The sequence below is a fragment of the Pollutimonas harenae genome, assembly GCF_004153685.1.
GTDB classification, from domain to species: domain Bacteria; phylum Pseudomonadota; class Gammaproteobacteria; order Burkholderiales; family Burkholderiaceae_B; genus Pusillimonas_C; species Pusillimonas_C harenae.
In genome coordinates, this window is sequence record NZ_SDQD01000002.1 from 763,749 (window position 1) to 779,488 (window position 15,740).

At 57.3% G+C, this 15,740-nt stretch carries 15 protein-coding genes; 3 read left to right on the top strand and 12 right to left on the bottom strand.

All coding sequences use genetic code 11. From position 1 onward, the window contains the following. Nucleotides 1–13: 13 nt before the first annotated feature. From ERD84_RS10405 to gspG, 12 genes are all read right to left on the bottom strand, one after another. On the bottom strand, nucleotides 14–2,173 hold the full coding sequence (locus ERD84_RS10405; RefSeq protein ID WP_130039542.1) for a sulfatase-like hydrolase/transferase: 2,160 nt from the start codon (nucleotides 2,171–2,173) through the stop codon (nucleotides 14–16). A 218-nt stretch (nucleotides 2,174–2,391) separates the two neighbouring features. Further along, on the bottom strand, nucleotides 2,392–3,600 hold the full coding sequence (gspF, locus tag ERD84_RS10410) for a type II secretion system inner membrane protein GspF (protein ID WP_130039543.1): 1,209 nt from the start codon (nucleotides 3,598–3,600) through the stop codon (nucleotides 2,392–2,394). Between the two features lie 16 nt (nucleotides 3,601–3,616). Further along, nucleotides 3,617–5,035, bottom strand: coding sequence for a type II secretion system ATPase GspE (gspE, locus tag ERD84_RS10415; RefSeq protein ID WP_130039544.1), 1,419 nt, complete (start codon nucleotides 5,033–5,035; stop codon nucleotides 3,617–3,619). Further along, nucleotides 5,032–7,401, bottom strand: coding sequence for a type II secretion system secretin GspD (gene gspD, locus ERD84_RS10420; RefSeq protein WP_130039545.1), 2,370 nt, complete (start codon nucleotides 7,399–7,401; stop codon nucleotides 5,032–5,034). The genes gspE and gspD overlap by 4 nt, the downstream gene beginning before the upstream one ends. A gap of 29 nt (nucleotides 7,402–7,430) precedes the next feature. Further along, on the bottom strand, nucleotides 7,431–8,186 hold the full coding sequence (gspN, locus tag ERD84_RS10425) for a type II secretion system protein N (RefSeq protein WP_130039546.1): 756 nt from the start codon (nucleotides 8,184–8,186) through the stop codon (nucleotides 7,431–7,433). Continuing rightward, the gene (gene gspM, locus ERD84_RS10430) at nucleotides 8,183–8,782 is read right to left on the bottom strand and encodes a type II secretion system protein GspM (protein ID WP_130039547.1); all 600 of its coding nucleotides are present in this window, start codon (nucleotides 8,780–8,782) and stop codon (nucleotides 8,183–8,185) included. Before gspM ends, gspN begins: the two co-directional genes overlap by 4 nt. Next, nucleotides 8,779–9,804, bottom strand: coding sequence for a type II secretion system protein GspL (gene gspL, locus ERD84_RS10435; RefSeq protein ID WP_130039548.1), 1,026 nt, complete (start codon nucleotides 9,802–9,804; stop codon nucleotides 8,779–8,781). The genes gspM and gspL overlap by 4 nt, the downstream gene beginning before the upstream one ends. A 1-nt stretch (nucleotide 9,805) precedes the next feature. Continuing rightward, complete coding sequence (gene gspK, locus ERD84_RS10440) at nucleotides 9,806–10,738, bottom strand: type II secretion system minor pseudopilin GspK (RefSeq protein WP_130039549.1); 933 nt, start codon at nucleotides 10,736–10,738, stop codon at nucleotides 9,806–9,808. Then, on the bottom strand, nucleotides 10,735–11,355 hold the full coding sequence (locus ERD84_RS10445) for a PulJ/GspJ family protein (RefSeq protein ID WP_167667388.1): 621 nt from the start codon (nucleotides 11,353–11,355) through the stop codon (nucleotides 10,735–10,737). The genes gspK and ERD84_RS10445 overlap by 4 nt, the downstream gene beginning before the upstream one ends. A gap of 5 nt (nucleotides 11,356–11,360) precedes the next feature. After that, nucleotides 11,361–11,732, bottom strand: coding sequence for a type II secretion system minor pseudopilin GspI (gspI, locus tag ERD84_RS10450; RefSeq protein WP_130039551.1), 372 nt, complete (start codon nucleotides 11,730–11,732; stop codon nucleotides 11,361–11,363). After that, nucleotides 11,729–12,220, bottom strand: coding sequence for a prepilin-type N-terminal cleavage/methylation domain-containing protein (locus ERD84_RS10455; RefSeq protein WP_167667390.1), 492 nt, complete (start codon nucleotides 12,218–12,220; stop codon nucleotides 11,729–11,731). Before ERD84_RS10455 ends, gspI begins: the two co-directional genes overlap by 4 nt. A 4-nt stretch (nucleotides 12,221–12,224) precedes the next feature. Next, nucleotides 12,225–12,677, bottom strand: a complete 453-nt coding sequence (gspG, locus tag ERD84_RS10460) for a type II secretion system major pseudopilin GspG (protein WP_130039553.1) — start codon at nucleotides 12,675–12,677, stop codon at nucleotides 12,225–12,227. A 103-nt stretch (nucleotides 12,678–12,780) separates the two neighbouring features. On the opposite strand from gspG, the gene ERD84_RS10465 reads away from it, so the two are divergent. The 3 genes from ERD84_RS10465 to ERD84_RS10475 all read left to right on the top strand — a co-directional run bounded on the left by ERD84_RS10465 (nucleotide 12,781) and on the right by ERD84_RS10475 (nucleotide 15,717). Next, on the top strand, nucleotides 12,781–13,251 hold the full coding sequence (locus ERD84_RS10465; RefSeq protein WP_130039554.1) for a type II secretion system protein N: 471 nt from the start codon (nucleotides 12,781–12,783) through the stop codon (nucleotides 13,249–13,251). Further along, nucleotides 13,251–13,823, top strand: coding sequence for a rhombosortase (gene rrtA, locus ERD84_RS10470; RefSeq protein ID WP_130039555.1), 573 nt, complete (start codon nucleotides 13,251–13,253; stop codon nucleotides 13,821–13,823). Before ERD84_RS10465 ends, rrtA begins: the two co-directional genes overlap by 1 nt. 67 nt (nucleotides 13,824–13,890) lie before the next feature. Continuing rightward, nucleotides 13,891–15,717 carry a hypothetical protein gene (locus ERD84_RS10475; RefSeq protein ID WP_130039556.1) on the top strand — a complete coding sequence of 609 codons (1,827 nt, stop codon included), beginning with the start codon at nucleotides 13,891–13,893 and terminating at the stop codon, nucleotides 15,715–15,717. Nucleotides 15,718–15,740 lie beyond the last annotated feature (23 nt).

Here is a 15,740-nt window from a genome sequence, read left to right on the forward strand (position 1 = left end):
GGCGGAGTGGGTGTCAGGCTGGCTGGCAGTTCTTGCCCATGTTCTGATTGATGACCATCAGATCGGTCTCGTTGGTGAGGCCATCGTGGTTGAAGTCATACCAGCTCGAGTTACCACCATTTTCGGTACTGAAGCGCTTCCAGTTTTGTACGTCTGTGGCGTCTACGACCAAATCCAGATTACCATCACCGGGACATTGAATTCTGCTCTCGGTCAGTTTTTGCAGTTCTGACTTCAGGTCTTGGTAGTTTTGTTGATGCTCTGGCGTCATGACTGCATGCGCCAGCAAATTACCGGGTTTGTTATCGAGTTTTGGTATGGGTGTGGCCTGGTTGATCCGATAGAATTCGTCGGTGGACTCCAGCTGCTTCGTACTGCAGTTCAGGCGCTCTATGCGTACCAGCTTGTAGAATTCGTTGCGTATGGCTCTTTGTGAGTCCGGCATGATGTCGACTGCTTCTTCTCCTTGAGAGATACGGTAGTCGTTGACGGCGCAGCACGAGCCCAGCCCTTGGGCGCCGGCCACGCCGCCCGGGCCATACCAGATCCCGCTCTGATCCAGGCATATTCCTTCCTGGGGAAAGATCTGCACGCAGACATTGGAAGCTGGAATGACGCAGGGCGGTGCAGGCGGCACGATGGTCGAGGTGATGTTGGTGCCCATCTCTGTGTAGTTGGTTTGGCGTATGCTGGCTTGGGAAGGATTGGTGAGGTAGGGCAGCAACGGCTGGGCATCGACGCTGTGGCTTGCGGGTACTGCACTGGCCAGGTCTATGCCAGCCACTTCAGCAAACAGACTGTATAAGTCGGTTGAATTGACCATGTGCGGAATATCGCGATCAGGCTGGCTGACCATGGGGCCGGCCACGATCAATGGAACCCACACGCCTCCTTGATAAGGGAAGCCTTTGGCGCGCGCCGGATTGAATGGCGCCTTGACGCTGGGTGCATAGGTACCATTATCGGCCATGATGACTACCACCGTATTGGTTTTCTCGGGATGGTAATCCAGCGCGCCATCCGGCTTGAACCGGGCAATTCCGGCCTCGACCAGCAGGCGGCCGATTTCGTGGTCGAGGGCTTCCAGCATTTGATTGGTGATGATGCGCTGTTCCTGAATGGCATCGGTGCCACAGGTAAAGGCGCCGGTTGCATCGGAGCCTGCAGGCAATAGCGCAACCGGTGGTTGATGCAGCGGAGTGTGTATGGCGGAATAGCCCACACTGAGCATCCAGGGCTGGTCGGCCGACTGCTGCTTGAGCCAGGCCAGGGCCCGATCGGTTTCAAGAATGCTCCGGTAGCCGCGGCTGCTTGCGTCGGAAGCTGGCAACACCTGTACGCCGCCGTCAGGATGGTTAATGATCCATTCGCCTGTGTAGTAGCCGTTCTGGGTTTCGAAATCCAGATAGGTAGGGCGCGAGGGTTTGCAGGATTGGCCAGGGTCGAAAATGCCGCCGCGTTCCAGGCAAGTGCGGCCGGGGGTCGGGGCGTCAGACAGGGACAGCGTGGAACAGCTGTCATTGGCCAGATAGCATGCGCCACTATCGGCACCGTAAGTGGGATTGTCTGCGGTGTTGGGGACAAAGCCGCAACCATAGAAACCACCACTGACCTGACTCACACCTCCTGCCGTCGTATCGATGGGGTAGGGGCCCCCATCCAGGTAGCCTTCGAAATAATCCCAGCCCAACTCATGCATGACACCATTGCCCAACGGGTTGTTGGCGGGATTCAGGTCTGAGCCCGACAGATGCATTTTACCGATGAGTGCGTTGACGTAGCCCTTTTCCTTCAAGAGTTTCGGCGTAGTTATTTCAAAGGGAGAAACCTGAGAGTTGGCCAGATCCAGCGCGACAACGGCATTCAGGACATCAGTGCGCATTGGATAGCGCCCTTGAAAAAAGGTCGCGCGCGTAGGCGTACAAGTAGGCATGGACCAGGCATTGCGAAAACGCACACCGGCGTGCGCGATGGCGTCAAGGTTGGGCGTACTGGCCGGTGTCAGGCCTCCATAGCCAAACACCGGCAACTGATCGACACCGAGATCGTCAAGGACGACAAACAGAATATTGGGTGGTGTGTCGAGGGAGGCCGTATTGTTGCTTCCGCCGCAAGCGGTCAGACCTGCAGAAGCAAATACCAGGGCGAGCAATGCTGGAATATTTTTTTTCATGGGTGATCCGGGCGAGGACGGAGCGATACAACACCAAGCTGTGCGCCTTGGCGGCCTGGACGCACAAACTGTGAGAGCCGCTTGCTTATTATGTTAATAAACGAAATTATCGTAACAGAATATATTTTTTTGTGCATCAGATAATTAATGCACATTAGGTATGTAACAGGGCTCCGTCCGGTTGCCCGCTGTATACCAGGGCAGGCGAACAAAACAAATTACTGGATCATTTGATTGATCTCGATAATGGGCATCATCACGGCCAGCACAATGAGAAGCACAATGCCGCCCATGATCAAAATCATCAAGGGTTCAAGCAGGGCGGTCATAGTCATGGCCCGGCGCTCGAGCTCGCCAGATAAGGTTTTAGCGGCCCGCTCCAGCATGGCAGGCATTTCTCCGGTACGCTCCCCACTGCCAATCAGATGTATCAGCAACGGCGGGAAAACCTTTTGTGCAGCCAGGGACGAGGCCAACGGGCTGCCTTCCCGTACGTGTCGGGTGGCTTCGTCAACAGCCAGGCGGAGCCTATCGTTGCTCAAGGTACGGCACGAGGCGTCAAGCGCGGCCAACAGCGAAACGCCACTGCTCGTGAGTATGCCCAAGGTCGCGGCAAAGCGCGCGGTGTTGACGCCTAGTGCATAGCGTCCGACCAATGGCATGTGCAATACACTTGTGTGCCAGGCAAGGCGGGCTGTGGGGTGACGCAAATGCCAGCGCCATAAGCCAAATAGCAAGGCCAGGACCAGCGCAGTGATGACGCCCCAGTTCTGTACAAAGTCACTGGCAGCCAGCATCATGCGGGTAAGTAAAGGCAGGGTCTGCTGCGTATGATTGAAGGCGCCCACTACTTGGGGAACTACGTAGCTCAGCAAAAAGACCACTATCCCTATGGATACAACGGACACTACGATAGGGTAGATGAATGCGGTCAGAATTTTGTTGCGCAGGGCACCACGCGATTCGATGTAGTCGGCCAGCTTCTCCATCACCTGCGATAAATCGCCCGATTGCTCACCAGCATCGATCAAGGCCCGATAGATGGGCGGAAAATCGCGCGGGCGAGCTGCCAATGCCTCACCCAATCGGTGGCCGGCCCGAATGTCGGCCCGAACCGCTGCCAGTGTATGGGCAACATGCTGGCGTTCAGCCTGCTCCAGTGTTGCGCTGAGTGCCGCTTCCAGTGTCAAACCCGCCGCCAGCAGGCTGGCCAGTTGGCGAGTCAGCCAACCCAGGTCTGAATCGCTGATGCGTGCCCCCTTGAACAGCACGTTACTTTTGCTGCGACGTCCCGTCTCTTTCAGCGAAAGCGGCAACAAGCCGCGCATACGCAGTATTTGTCGGGCGTTGCGCTCGGAATCCGCATCGACCAATCCGCGTTCTATACGGCCGGCGGAGTTGGAAGCTTCGTATTGATAGCTAGGCATTGTCTCGCTTTCTCAATCAGGTGTCGCGCGTGACGCGGGCGACTTCTTCTTCGGTAGTGATGCCCCGCTCAACCCAGCGCCTGCCGTCCTGGCGCAGGCTGCGCATGCCTGATTGCCGGGCAGCCTGACGCAATGCCTGCTCGCCGGCATTGGCGTGTATCTGGCTGCGTATATGATCGTTCAGCACAAATAGTTCATGTACGCCAGTGCGACCCAGGTATCCGGTATGGCTGCAAGCTGTACAGCCGCCGGGGCTCCGGCCGGTCATGCCTTCGTGGCTGGTTTTGCAGTGAGGACACAGTTTTCTGATGAGACGCTGTGCCAGTACGCCTTGCAGGGTAGAAGCCAGCAGGAAAGGTTCCACGCCCATGTCGGCCAGCCGGGTAACAGCCGAGGCAGCGTCGTTGGTATGCAGGGTTGCCAACACAAGGTGGCCGGTCAATGACGCCTGGACGGCGATCTGGGCAGTTTCCAGGTCGCGGATCTCGCCTATCATGATGACGTCTGGGTCCTGGCGCAAAATGGCGCGCAGGGCGGTGGCAAAATTCAGATCTATACGGGCATTGACCTGAGTCTGTCCTATGCCGGGCAGATCGTACTCGATAGGGTCTTCGACCGTCAGGATATTGGTGGTGGTGGCGTCCAGGCGGCCCAGCGCGGCATATAAAGTCGTGCTTTTACCGCTGCCGGTGGGGCCGGTCACCAGTACTATGCCGTGTGGTTGCCTTATCAACCCGTCTAGCCTGGCCAGCACTTCAGGGGCCATACCCAGTCGTTCAAGCTCAAGTCGTCCAGCTTCCTTGTCCAGCAAACGCAGTACGGCCCGTTCGCCGTGTCCGGTGGGCAGTGTGGATACACGCACATCGATAGGGCGGCCACCCACGCGCAAGGCGATGCGTCCGTCCTGGGGCAAGCGCTTTTCGGCAATGTCCAGGCTGGCCATGATCTTGATGCGTGAAACCAGTGCATTATGCAGAGCACGGCGCGGATTGACGATATCGCGCAGTGTGCCGTCCACCCGATAACGCACCACGGAATGGGTCTCGAATATTTCCAGGTGGATGTCGCTGGCGCCATCACGTACGGCCTGGGTGAATAGAGCGTTGATCATACGGATGACAGGCGCATCGTCGTGGGCCTCCAGCAAGTCTGCCACTTCGGGAATATCCTGCATCAGGCGGTCGAGGTTGATCTCGTTGCCTGCCGCATCCACCACCGCGGCCGCATCATCTGTTTGCGCATAAGAGGCCGCGAGCAGCGTATCGAACTCAGACTCACTGACTTCGTGGCGAGTGAGCTCACCATGACGCCGCCGGATTTCATCCAAGGCCCAGGCAGGTGTGCCGGCGGTTGTGGTCAGCACCCTGCCGCCAGGCCCGATATGGATCAGCGCCCTATGGCTGCGAGCCCAAGTGTAGGGTAGCCGCATGTTCATAGGGCTCCTGGTGGCGAAGGCTCACGCAGGTCCAGCAATCCGGTGCTGGGATTGCGCAGTATTTCAGGCAGCTTTTGCACGGCAGCGTCCGGCGCGAACCAGGTGGATCGCACCGGCAGTCCGGCCTGTGCTGCGCGCATATAGTTGTAGCGGTCCAGCGTTACGCTGGCGCCATCGCGGGCATTGCGCACAATATGCGGGCGCAGGAACACCATTAAATTGGTCTTGGTCCGGCTGCGCTTATCGTAGCGGAACAGACTGCCCAATATGGGGATATCGCCCAGCACGGGCACTGAACTCGTGCTGTCGTCGATGGTGTCCTCAAGCAAGCCGCCCAGCACAATGATTTGTCCATCGTCAACCAGGACATTGGTTTCCAGCGCGCGCTTGCGCGTGATCAGTCCGGCGCCAGCGCTGGAAGCGGCTGCATCGATACTGCTGACTTCCTGGTAAAGCGCCATCTTGACGGTACCGCCCTCGGAAATCTGAGGACGTATGCGCAGTGTCAGGCCGACATCTTCGCGCGTGACGGTCTGGAAGGGATTGCTCGCACCGTCGGCGGAAGTAGTGTATTGACCAGTCACAAAAGGAACGGTGCGTCCGACGATAATGCTGGCTTCTTCGTTATCCAGGGTCATCAGGTTGGGAGTTGACAACACGTTGGCATCTCCCTTGGATTCCAAGGCGCGAGCCAACACACCCAGGTTAAGGATTTCAGTACCCAGAATATCCACTGTTCCCTTGACTACACCCAGGCTCAAGCCTTGAGCCAGGGCGTCGATGGTGGTGATGCCGCTGGGATTGATGCCGCTGCCATTGAGATTGGCACCTCCAATGAAGGATGAGTCGCCGCTGGATAGATCGTTTCCGCCGGCCATCCATTGAATGCCGAACTCGGCTGCCTTGTCGGTGCTGACTTCAACGATCAGGCTTTCGACCAGGACTTGAGCACGGCGTTGGTCCAGTTGGTCTATGACTTCACGCAGGCTGCGATATAGCGGCGGCGGCGCGGAGATAATCAGCGTATTGGTAGCCGGGTCTGCCTGTATGGTGGCTCCGCCTGCGGTAAAGGCCATTGACTGCCTTGTATTGCGCGATCCACCCAGGTCCGCCCCCATACCATCGATCGAACCGCCCACAAGGCTGTTGCCCGCCTCATTTCCCATGGTGGAGTTTGTGCTGGTATTGAGTCGGCCTGCGTTGTTGCCCGACAGTGCATCACCCATTGAGCCGGACAAGCTGCCAAAGGTGTCTTCGGTTGTTGGTGTGTTGCCGTCCTGGCCGCTCAGCACGCCACGCAGGACTTCCGCCAGGCGTGTTGCCTGAGCGTTGCGCAAGTACACCACGTGCAAGTTTCCGCTCTGTGTCTCCGGGCTGTCTATGCGTTCAATCAGGTCGCGTGCGATGTCCAGCTGCGCAGGTGTGGCAGCGCGTAGCAAAACTGAATTGCTGCGTGGATCGGCCACCACAGTCGCCTGCATGCCGGCAGCGCCACTGGTGCCATTGCCCAGCAGCTGTCTGGCCAAGGCGGCAACATCGAGTGCAACACCATAATGAATGGGGATGATATCGGTGTTGATGGCCTTGGGTGTGTCAATACCGGCAATGACCTGGGCAATGCGATCAAGATTGTCGGCATAGTCGGTAATGACCAGGGTGTTGTTGCCCGCGTAGGCATTAACGGTGTTATTGGGTGCAATCATGGGCCGTAGAATGGGAACCAGATTGGCTGCGTTCTCAAACTTGAGCGGGAATACGCGCGTGATGAGTTCGCCGCCATAAGCACTGCTGTTTTGCTGCGGGCCGGCCACCGGCGCCCCGAGCAGCTTGGCGTCGGCTTCGGGTACAACCCGGCTTACCCCATCGACGTCCACCACGGCGAAGCCCTGCATGCGTAGCGCGCTGAGCAGCATGGTATAGGCTGTATCCGGGTCGACGGGTGCTTCTGATACAAGCGTCAACTGACCTTTGACACGTGGATCGACCACAAAATTGTGCCCGGTAAAACGTGCCAGGGCGCGCACGACCCCTTGCAAATCAGCCTCAACAAAGTTAAGCATGGTCTGTTCGCCAGGTGATCCGGCGTTGGACTCAGCCGCAAGCGAAGAGTCATTTGCGTCGGGTGCCGCAGCGCTAGGCGAAAGACGGCGAGTACGAGGTCTGGGCTCTGGCACGGGCTGGGTTGCGCTGGTACGTCCCTCTTGCTGCCAGCCCTTGCTTGTGGACGTATGCACCACAAATTGAGACGGCTTGTTGGCATCGGCTACGGGGTCGGGGGTCGCGCAGCCAGTCAGGGCGAGTGTCAGTGCTGATAGAGTGAGACCGATACGATGGCCGTATTGTCTGGTTTTTGGGAAATTCGTCATGACTGAATCGATAATCCTGTGGAGTTGCGTTACCGGACACGCAATAGAGTTAGATTGTTTCGTTGCGGTCCCAGAGCTGCCAACACATCTTGCAGAGCCGCATGAATATCGTCGCTGGCGGCCTGGTCTGCCTGTGCTGTGCCATCGAATTGCAAGCCTTTATTGCTGTCGAGCATGCCTTTGCCTCTCAGGATCAGCGGTCCTTGCTGGGTGCTGAGAGTGACGTCAATGAGTCCGGAGGCGGCCTGGCTCAGTAGAAGTGTGTAGCTGCCCAAGGGGCGGATGAATGTCAATGCCGACGCGGCGTCCACCCATTGTGCCTTCAGCAACGAGGTTCCTGCTGGGCGTGCAGCCGTTCCAACGATGGTGGCGGGCCACTTGATCGACAAGGTACCGGCTGGGCCAATAGCCGCTATACGCGCATCCAGTGTCGCCAAAGCCGATGCCGGCAGTTGCATGCTCTGACCTGAAATGGACAAGCCTGACCAGACCGGTTTGAACGTTACAGGGCCGTTTAGCCAGGGGTGGGTGGCTGTCAGCTTGGGCCCTTGGGACCAGGAAGTATTCCAGCGTAGTGGGGCGGGCAAGGTGCGTTGATGCTCGCGCGCGCCCAAGGCGAGCGTCGCACTGCCAGACCAGAGGGTACCGTTGGCATCCACCACAGCCAACGGCCAGTGGTCTGGAATAGCCGCCATGATCCAGCGGGCGGGCAGTATTGCCAAGGCTGCGCAGCAGGCCAGCAGCACCAGCGTTCCGGTTAGAAAAAGTCGCCGGTGCAGGCTCATGGCTGACCCTTTACGGCGCGCTGAACCAGAATATGCCCGGATACGTGTCCCGGCCTGTCACGACCTTGAATATTGGCGCGCTCTAGCTCGACGGTGGATATGTGCAAGCGGAGCAAATAAGGCAGCTCAGCCAACCAGGCCATGGTGCGTGCGGCACTGGCATTGAATACCGTGATCTCCCACTGCTGCATCGAGATGTCGCCCGAATCGTGAATTTCATTTATGGTCAGGGCCTCTTGCAAGCCCGCACGCTGCAAGCTGGTGTGCAAGGCTGGTGTCAGATCGGCGGCGTTTATTTTTCCTGTGTGTCGGCGCTGTAGAGCCTGTGCCTCGAGTATGTACGCCTGCACTTGCGCTGCGTCGGCATGCAATACAGGAAGTTGTGCACGTGATTGCTCTATGGATTTGAGAGCGGGTTGCAGTCCCAGCACCCACACCAGCGCAACAACAATCACGATGGAGCATAAGCGCAACAGCTTGCGCTCTTGCCGGCTGCGTGTATTCCACCATGATCGTATCTGTTGGGACAGCGTGTCGATTTGTTGTCGCCAGGCGGAGGCTTGCGATGTATTTGAAGTGTAGGAATACCGATTCATGGCTGGACCTTGGTGGTGAGTGCCATATCGGTATGTCTGATATGCCAGGTGTGGGCGGTCTTCGGGTCTTTTTCTAGATCCAATGACAGCGCAGCGGCTGCTTGATGCAAAGTGACTTCGTTTGAAGGCGGCTCATAGCCTTCGTTCAGCACCAGGGTCAGTATGTTTTTCTCGTAGCGTACAGCAGCGACATGGCCTTCGGCAAAAGGCAGTATCTGGGCAGCGCCTATTGCCAGAGGTATGAATGCATCTGCAGAGGTTGTGCCATGCTCCAAACGCAGCATGTCGCGCTGACTGCGCGCCTGCTTGATTGGGTCGAGAATAATGGAAACGGACGGAAACGCGTCGCGTACAGCACTTTCGGTAGCTGTACGCAAACCATTGACTTCGTGGCGAAGCTGAGCGGCATACAGTTGCAAACCGGCCAGCCACAGCACTATGGCTGCGCCCAGCCATAGCAATGGGCTGCGCCAACGTTTGCTTTGAGAAACCGGACGCCATTCAGGCCTGGCGAGCGACCAGTGCGGCAGCGTGGTCGACCAGCGCTCATTGACGGGCAGGGCCAGTGGCTGAGTTGGTTGTGGATCATCCTGGGGTATGGCCAGCGAGAAGGGCACGAGAGCATCCACTTTGAAACCCAGCGTTTCAAGTTGGTTCCAGGCTTGCAGCAGGACTGGACGGTCTGCCCAGGTTACGCAGACGCTGCCGTCGGCAGCGCGGGGGCCATGAGCAATACATAGGTCTGAAATGTTGCTCAGTGCCATAGGCTCGACACTGGCTTGAACGGCAGCAGTCAGGCGTTTGTTAGCCAGGGGAGGGAGGTTTATGTGGGTGACGATGGCATCGTCGGGGTGTAACACCGCCTGTACCCGTGCAGCCGGTATGGCGTGCGCCAGCTGGCGTAAAGACAACTGGCCTGAGCGCAGCAGCTTGTGGCTGCGATCACGCAAGGCATACGTTACAACAGCGTCTTGTGTGACGGATGCCAAGGGCGGCAGGGCCAGGCGCAGGGTACTTTTCATGTCAGTTGCTCGCCCAGCGAATGGAAGGAGGCTGCCCGCCCTGACGGTGCAGCAAGGCTTGCATGCTGGCAACAGACTCGCCGAGCGTAATCTGTCCAGTTACTTTGAACCATTCGCTGTCAACTCCTATTTGCTTGCTGGATTTAATGGCGGGTTTACCCAGACGATTGAAAAAATCGGCACGACTGTTGAACCATTGCCCACGTTCGCGCTGACCGACCATATCTCGAGCCTCGGCCAGGTGCAGGCCAGGTACGATTGCGCTGAGCACTTCGGCGCTGGCTGTATTGGCATTGATGGTGGTTTTTTCCGGCAAGATAGTCAGATAGGTGTCCAGGATGGCTGCTGTTTCGGGTGTCAGCTCATCGATTTTCCGCAAATCGTTCAAGGTTCTAAGGCCTGGCGCTGTTTGCTTGGCATAGGGGCCTGCCTGCGTATCGGCAACCCGCCTTGCTATGGACTGGGCCAGCGACATGGGCAGATTCAGCCCGGACAGCAGGCTTTCAAGCACGGCCAGTTCCTGGGGCCGAATCATGCCGTTTTCGGCCAGACTCCAGATATTGAACTTGCCTTGCTCATCTTCGATTTGTCCCGAAAAATATGCCTTGCGCGACTGCCCGGGCGTGCTCACTTCCAGTCCCACAATGGCTTGGGACCAGATTGCACCTTTGTGGGTGACAGCATTTCGGCGTGCGTCGTTCAATAAAATGATGCGTGACCAGTCCAGCCCTCCGCGCAACAGCCATTTGGCTTGTACGCGCTCGCGCTCGCCGGCCAAGGTATCGGCCAGCAAGGCCTGGCTTTCGATGATGGTTGCACTTGCGATTGATGCTGCAGCCACAACGACCAAGGCAGCGATGATCGCCACGCCGGTTTGCCGACGGGCCGGGTCGCGCCCCGCGCCCCTGTGTATAGGATGCCTGGGCATATTCATGGCAGCAGCACCACTTTTCTGTAGGTTTCAGTTTGCTGCCTGTGCTCGCGCACGATGGTTATTTCCAGCCCCGTGGCGGCCAACTGACTGATGGTGGTGTCGGGAGCAGTCCAGCCTTGGCCGGGTATCCAGGCACGTACGCTAAAAGACTTTATCTGCTGCAATACCTCTTGGCTTGCCTGCGCGGGCGGCAAGGGTAATGTATGCGAGGCGGGGCCAACCGCACGTTGTAGCGTCTGGCCAAGTTGGCCCCATATGACTTGCTGCCATTTGCCGTCATGGGCTGAACGCAAGATGGTGAGCACTGGTGAACTCCAGTGTATGCCTGGCGGCAGCAGGCTGGAATCGGGCACGTCGGGGCTGGATGGGTCAGTCACAGGTGGGTGTGTCTGGGCAGACTGTGGCAAGATGCCGGCAGTAGCATGCTGGCTGATGTCTTGTTCCAGTTGGCCAAGCACGCGCGCCAGTGCCAGCGTGTCATGGGTGCTGGCATTCAGGCGCTCACTGGAGCGCTGCACCACATCAAGGGCCTGCCACGAAATAATGCTGAGCAGTGCCATCAAGGCCAGGGCGATCAGTACCTCGATCAGAGTGAAGCCGTGCTGGTTCGATGGCATATGTTTCATGGCAAGGATGACAGCAAGCCGTTCAGTTCAGCGAGTACAGGGCCTTGTTCCAGACGTACGCGCACGGTTACCAAACGGAAATTGCCATTTACAGTAGTCTGGAATTGCTGTTCACACACAAGGGACAAAGGGCCTTGCGGGCAGGGTTCGGTTTTGCGGCCCGGTGCAGGAAACGCACGTAGCAAACGTAGCTCGGCAAGCTTGTTTTCAGCTGCTTGCAGAGCAAGGCTGCGCTCTTGCATGGATTGCGAACTGCTCGCGCTGACGCCCAGGGCACGCATGCTGGCGGTGAGCGCAATACTGACTATGGCCAGCGCAACCAGAACCTCGATCAATGTGAATCCCGTCTGTGCGCTAGCCGAACTCATTGCTTTACCTGGTATTGTCCGTTGCCCAGACGTTCGACTCTGACAGTGGTCGTGCCGTCGTCCAGTTCTATGGCCAATGGCCCCGAGATCCATTCGGTATTGAATACATTCGCACCGGGCGGTTCGATACGAACTTGGATCGCATTATCGGGGGTCCAGCTACGTGGGCGCAGTGGGCTGGAGTTTGAAAAATCAAGGGTCTGAACCGTTCCCGATTGCTGTGTCAGTCCGGTGGGCAGAAGGAGCTTGGGGGGAGCCTGTGCGAAGCGATATCCTTGCGTATCGTAGAACCAGATGATTGAACTGTCGGCTTTGCGAGCTTGTGCCTGCGCAACCGCAAACAGCTGGCCAAGTCGCCGAGCATCCTGCTGCAATTTGCGAGCATCGCCGTGCGAGAACGCGGCAACGCTCACTGTGGTGGTAGCTATGCCGATGATGAGCAGGGCCACTAAGACTTCGATCAGCGAAAACCCCTGTTGCCTGGCCATTGAGCTACCTGGTCCAGGAGCCGATATCACTATCGCTCCCTTCGCCACCGGCTCGGCCATCGGCGCCCAGTGAAAAAACATCGATTTCGCCATGCACGCCAGGATTGAGATATTGATACGGCGTACCCCAGGGATCGTTGGGTAGATGATCCATATATGCCTGCTTATCGGCGGGTTTGCTGGCGTGCGGATTGCCCAGTAGCGCTTGTAGCCCCTGGTCTGCACCTGGGTAGCGGCCATGGTCCAATCGATACAGCTTCAGCGCTTGCATCAGGGCACCAATGTCCTGGCGAGCAGCTACCGTCCGGGCTTGATCGGGACGATCCATGATATTGGGAACGATCAGGGCGGCCATGATTCCCATGATGACTACGACCACCATGATTTCGATAAGGGAAAAGCCAAGCTGGCGGCTGGCGATAATGCGCTGCGACGAAGAAGAGTGATGACTTTTCATTAATATTATCTGGGCAACAAAATTTGACAATTGTTATATTTAGATCATTTTAGAATTATCCTGTTGGTTTGCAAGTTACAACTATCAATCCGGAGGTCATCGCATGGGCTTGCCACCTACGTTCTCAGGCATAAACGGCCCTCGCTTGCTGCGTGGCCTGGCCTTCATGCTGATGGCGGTCGGGCTGGGCGTATGGGCTGCCTTGCTGTTTGCACCCGTCTCACAGGATTTGCCGCCTGCGCTCGATACGGCCCCATTTTCAGGGCAAGATACCGGGCCAGTGTCCAATTGGTTTGGCGGTCCCGCCCTGCGTGTGCCCATATCGCTGGCAGGTGTGATTTTTACTGAGGGAGGGCGTGGCGCCGCCTTGCTGTCCATTAACGGCACTACGGCCCAAGCTTATCGTGTGGGTCAGTCACTCGCGCCCGGGGTCACCCTGTCCGGCGTTTCAGCCCAGGGCGTATCCATAGATCAGGATGGTGTCATAGAACAACTGACCATGCCAGCCAACCCCGCCGATGTGGTACAGGGCTTTGTGCCCGTTACCAAATCCACCAAACTCACACAGCCCTGATGGTCAAGCGGGTATGGCCGCAAGCCTTGCTATTGATCGGATTGCTGTTGTTGCTGCAGACGGTGGGGGATGATGCACAAGCCATATTGAGATTTAGCCGTCAAGCTCTGGACGAAGGAGCGTGGTGGCGCCTGCTGACAGCGCATTTCGTTCATCTGGGCTGGATCCATACCATTTTGAATATCCTGGGTGTGCTGATGTGTTGCGCACTAGCCCCCCAGCTGTTTGACTATCGTCTTTGGCTCAAGTTGGTCTGCCTGGCGCTGGGAGTGAGTCTATCGCTATGGTGCTGGTCTCCCGAAATCACAGTTTATTCGGGTATGTCGGGTGTGTTGTATGGTCTGTTGGTCTTGGGTTTGTGGCCTCAGGCCCGGCGTAAAGATAGACTGGCAGCGCTTGCCCTGGCCATGACGGCGGGCTGGATGCTTTGGCAATTGGCGGTTGGGCCGTCAACCACCGAAGAACAGTGGATAGGTGGGCGTATCGCCGCCATTGCCCACCTATATGGCTTTGGTACGGGGCTGACCATGATGCTTGTTGGCATGGTGTGCCGACGCATCAGCTCTGGCTGAAATAATTTGATGTAAAAAAAGTTCTTAATGTTACCATTTACATCAAATTAAGAGCGAAGAGGGCACTATGAACTCCTTCCTATGCAAGGCATTTGCCGTTACGTTTTTGACACTTCCCGTGCAGGCCGCCCAGCAAGCAGAATTGGCAAAACAGGCGCCAGCGTATATTCAGCTACAACGCGCTGTCCTGATTAACGCCGACTTATGGACAGATCAACCTCAAATACTCGCTGCCAATTACGGGTTTGAAGGGATTATTGGTGTTCCGGGCCTGATGGGGGTCGACGATCTGCCACGCGCGGTAGCTGCAGGTGCTGGTGTGAATCTTGACTGGGCAGCTCTTGATCCCGCACCGCCTCTGCGCAACCTTACTAGTGCCGCCGGGGTGCTCGGCCTGGCCATTGCCGGCTTCGGCGCTACGCCACAGCTTGCCGACGCCATGCCTATTGAAGTCAGCTGGCCATTGTTACCTGGCTCGGTATCGCCGGACAACATCGCAATCACCCTGAATACAGGTGAAATCGTCCATCCCGTTGCTGCGGCGTTGAATCCCAATTATGACTACAACGAGCGCCACGTGATTGTGGTGTTTGGTGAGTTTGCCAATCGCCTCACGCCCGACACCCCGGGCGCAATTTATCCGGTCAGCGTCTCTTTTGTACAAGGGGATTCGCCCCTGATGGCGGTAGGCCCCGACGGGCCGATTTCCATCGTAGGCCTGTCGGCACTCAGTAGTCACCCTTATGTGGCAGGGCCGGCGTTGGTTGGGGCCAAGCTCAGCCGTTTTTCACCGGCCGGTGATTTTCCACCGCCAGCGCTCAATAGCGCCTTTCCAAATGATGCCTATTCACTCTATGGGAATGCAGCTCAATACCGTTTGCGCCTGTTCACTTCCGGTGGGTTTTCACCCGATGGGGTAAGTGGTTTCTTGCCAACTGACTTCGCAACTTTCTTTCGCCTGCATGCTCATGATGCCGAGGGCAAGCTGGTCACGCTCGATAAGGCGGGGCACACATACGATTTAGGCGTGGGAAAAATTGAAATTATTGGCCTGGCAGAAGTCGGTCCGCCAACAGATGGTACGGTCGATCCAGCTTACTATGCTGAAGACCACGACAATTATTTCGATATTATGCTTAAGGGTGATGAGGCAGCCATCAACTTGTTGCAGTCAGTCGAAATACCCACTTCCGCGGTGACTGGCTACAGCGATATCTATAACCCGGGTGGCCCAGGGCGTACCCCAACGCCGACCACACCGTATACCAAGCCTGCGCTGCCGCAAACATACCCTATCTTCCATAGCGTGGATCAGCCGCGCACCGTTAGTTACGCCAGCCAGTCGCTTGCCGATTACGACCTGGATGATGACCTGCCCGTAGTGTTTCGCCTGCAAGCCGATGACAAGGCAGATATATTGACCAGCAATTCACGACTAGCCAATCAATGGGTTGATAGTCAGGGCTATAGCCTGGAGCATGTCGGGTTTGCCAACGAAACCGATAGGCCTGGCGTCAGCGCCGTGATGGGCTATGTTTCGGAAACCGGTGACCGTATCTATACCCTGGATCCGGTAGAGCAGGCCAGGCTCGACCAAGCACCTGGCTGGCGTTCCGAAGGGCGGGCCTTTGGCGCTTTTGACCAGCCTTGGACGGGCCTTGAGCCTGTGTACCGCTTTTTCGAACTCAAAACCAAACGCCACGTATTTACAACAGATGCTGACGCGCACCTGAGGCTCAGCGGTAGTGAAAATCAAGGCGTAGCCTGGTATGCCGCCTTGTTTGTCAAGCCTCCTGCTCCACAAAGTGGTGGGAGCTCTGGGGGTTCCGCAGGTCTGATCTGGTTGGCTGGCCTGGCTTTGTTATGGGGGTATCGGCGCGTGTCAGCGGCGTAAAAGCTGCACATACTTGCGCCGAA

Excerpts from the sequence above, each read along its gene's own strand:
- ERD84_RS10445 (WP_167667388.1), bottom strand. The coding sequence starts at position 11,355 with ATGCCATCGAACCAGCACGGCTTCACTCTGATCGAGGTACTGATCGCC.
- ERD84_RS10475 (WP_130039556.1), top strand. The coding sequence starts at position 13,891 with ATGAACTCCTTCCTATGCAAGGCATTTGCCGTTACGTTTTTGACACTT.
- gspG (WP_130039553.1), bottom strand. The coding sequence starts at position 12,677 with ATGAAAAGTCATCACTCTTCTTCGTCGCAGCGCATTATCGCCAGCCGC.
- ERD84_RS10405 (WP_130039542.1), bottom strand. The coding sequence starts at position 2,173 with ATGAAAAAAAATATTCCAGCATTGCTCGCCCTGGTATTTGCTTCTGCA.
- ERD84_RS10455 (WP_167667390.1), bottom strand. The coding sequence starts at position 12,220 with ATGGCCAGGCAACAGGGGTTTTCGCTGATCGAAGTCTTAGTGGCCCTG.
- ERD84_RS10465 (WP_130039554.1), top strand. The coding sequence starts at position 12,781 with ATGGGCTTGCCACCTACGTTCTCAGGCATAAACGGCCCTCGCTTGCTG.
- rrtA (WP_130039555.1), top strand. The coding sequence starts at position 13,251 with ATGGTCAAGCGGGTATGGCCGCAAGCCTTGCTATTGATCGGATTGCTG.
- gspM (WP_130039547.1), bottom strand. The coding sequence starts at position 8,782 with ATGAATCGGTATTCCTACACTTCAAATACATCGCAAGCCTCCGCCTGG.
- gspI (WP_130039551.1), bottom strand. The coding sequence starts at position 11,732 with ATGAGTTCGGCTAGCGCACAGACGGGATTCACATTGATCGAGGTTCTG.
- gspN (WP_130039546.1), bottom strand. The coding sequence starts at position 8,186 with ATGAGCCTGCACCGGCGACTTTTTCTAACCGGAACGCTGGTGCTGCTG.
- gspF (WP_130039543.1), bottom strand. The coding sequence starts at position 3,600 with ATGCCTAGCTATCAATACGAAGCTTCCAACTCCGCCGGCCGTATAGAA.
- gspK (WP_130039549.1), bottom strand. The coding sequence starts at position 10,738 with ATGAATATGCCCAGGCATCCTATACACAGGGGCGCGGGGCGCGACCCG.
- gspL (WP_130039548.1), bottom strand. The coding sequence starts at position 9,804 with ATGAAAAGTACCCTGCGCCTGGCCCTGCCGCCCTTGGCATCCGTCACA.
- gspE (WP_130039544.1), bottom strand. The coding sequence starts at position 5,035 with ATGAACATGCGGCTACCCTACACTTGGGCTCGCAGCCATAGGGCGCTG.
- gspD (WP_130039545.1), bottom strand. The coding sequence starts at position 7,401 with ATGACGAATTTCCCAAAAACCAGACAATACGGCCATCGTATCGGTCTC.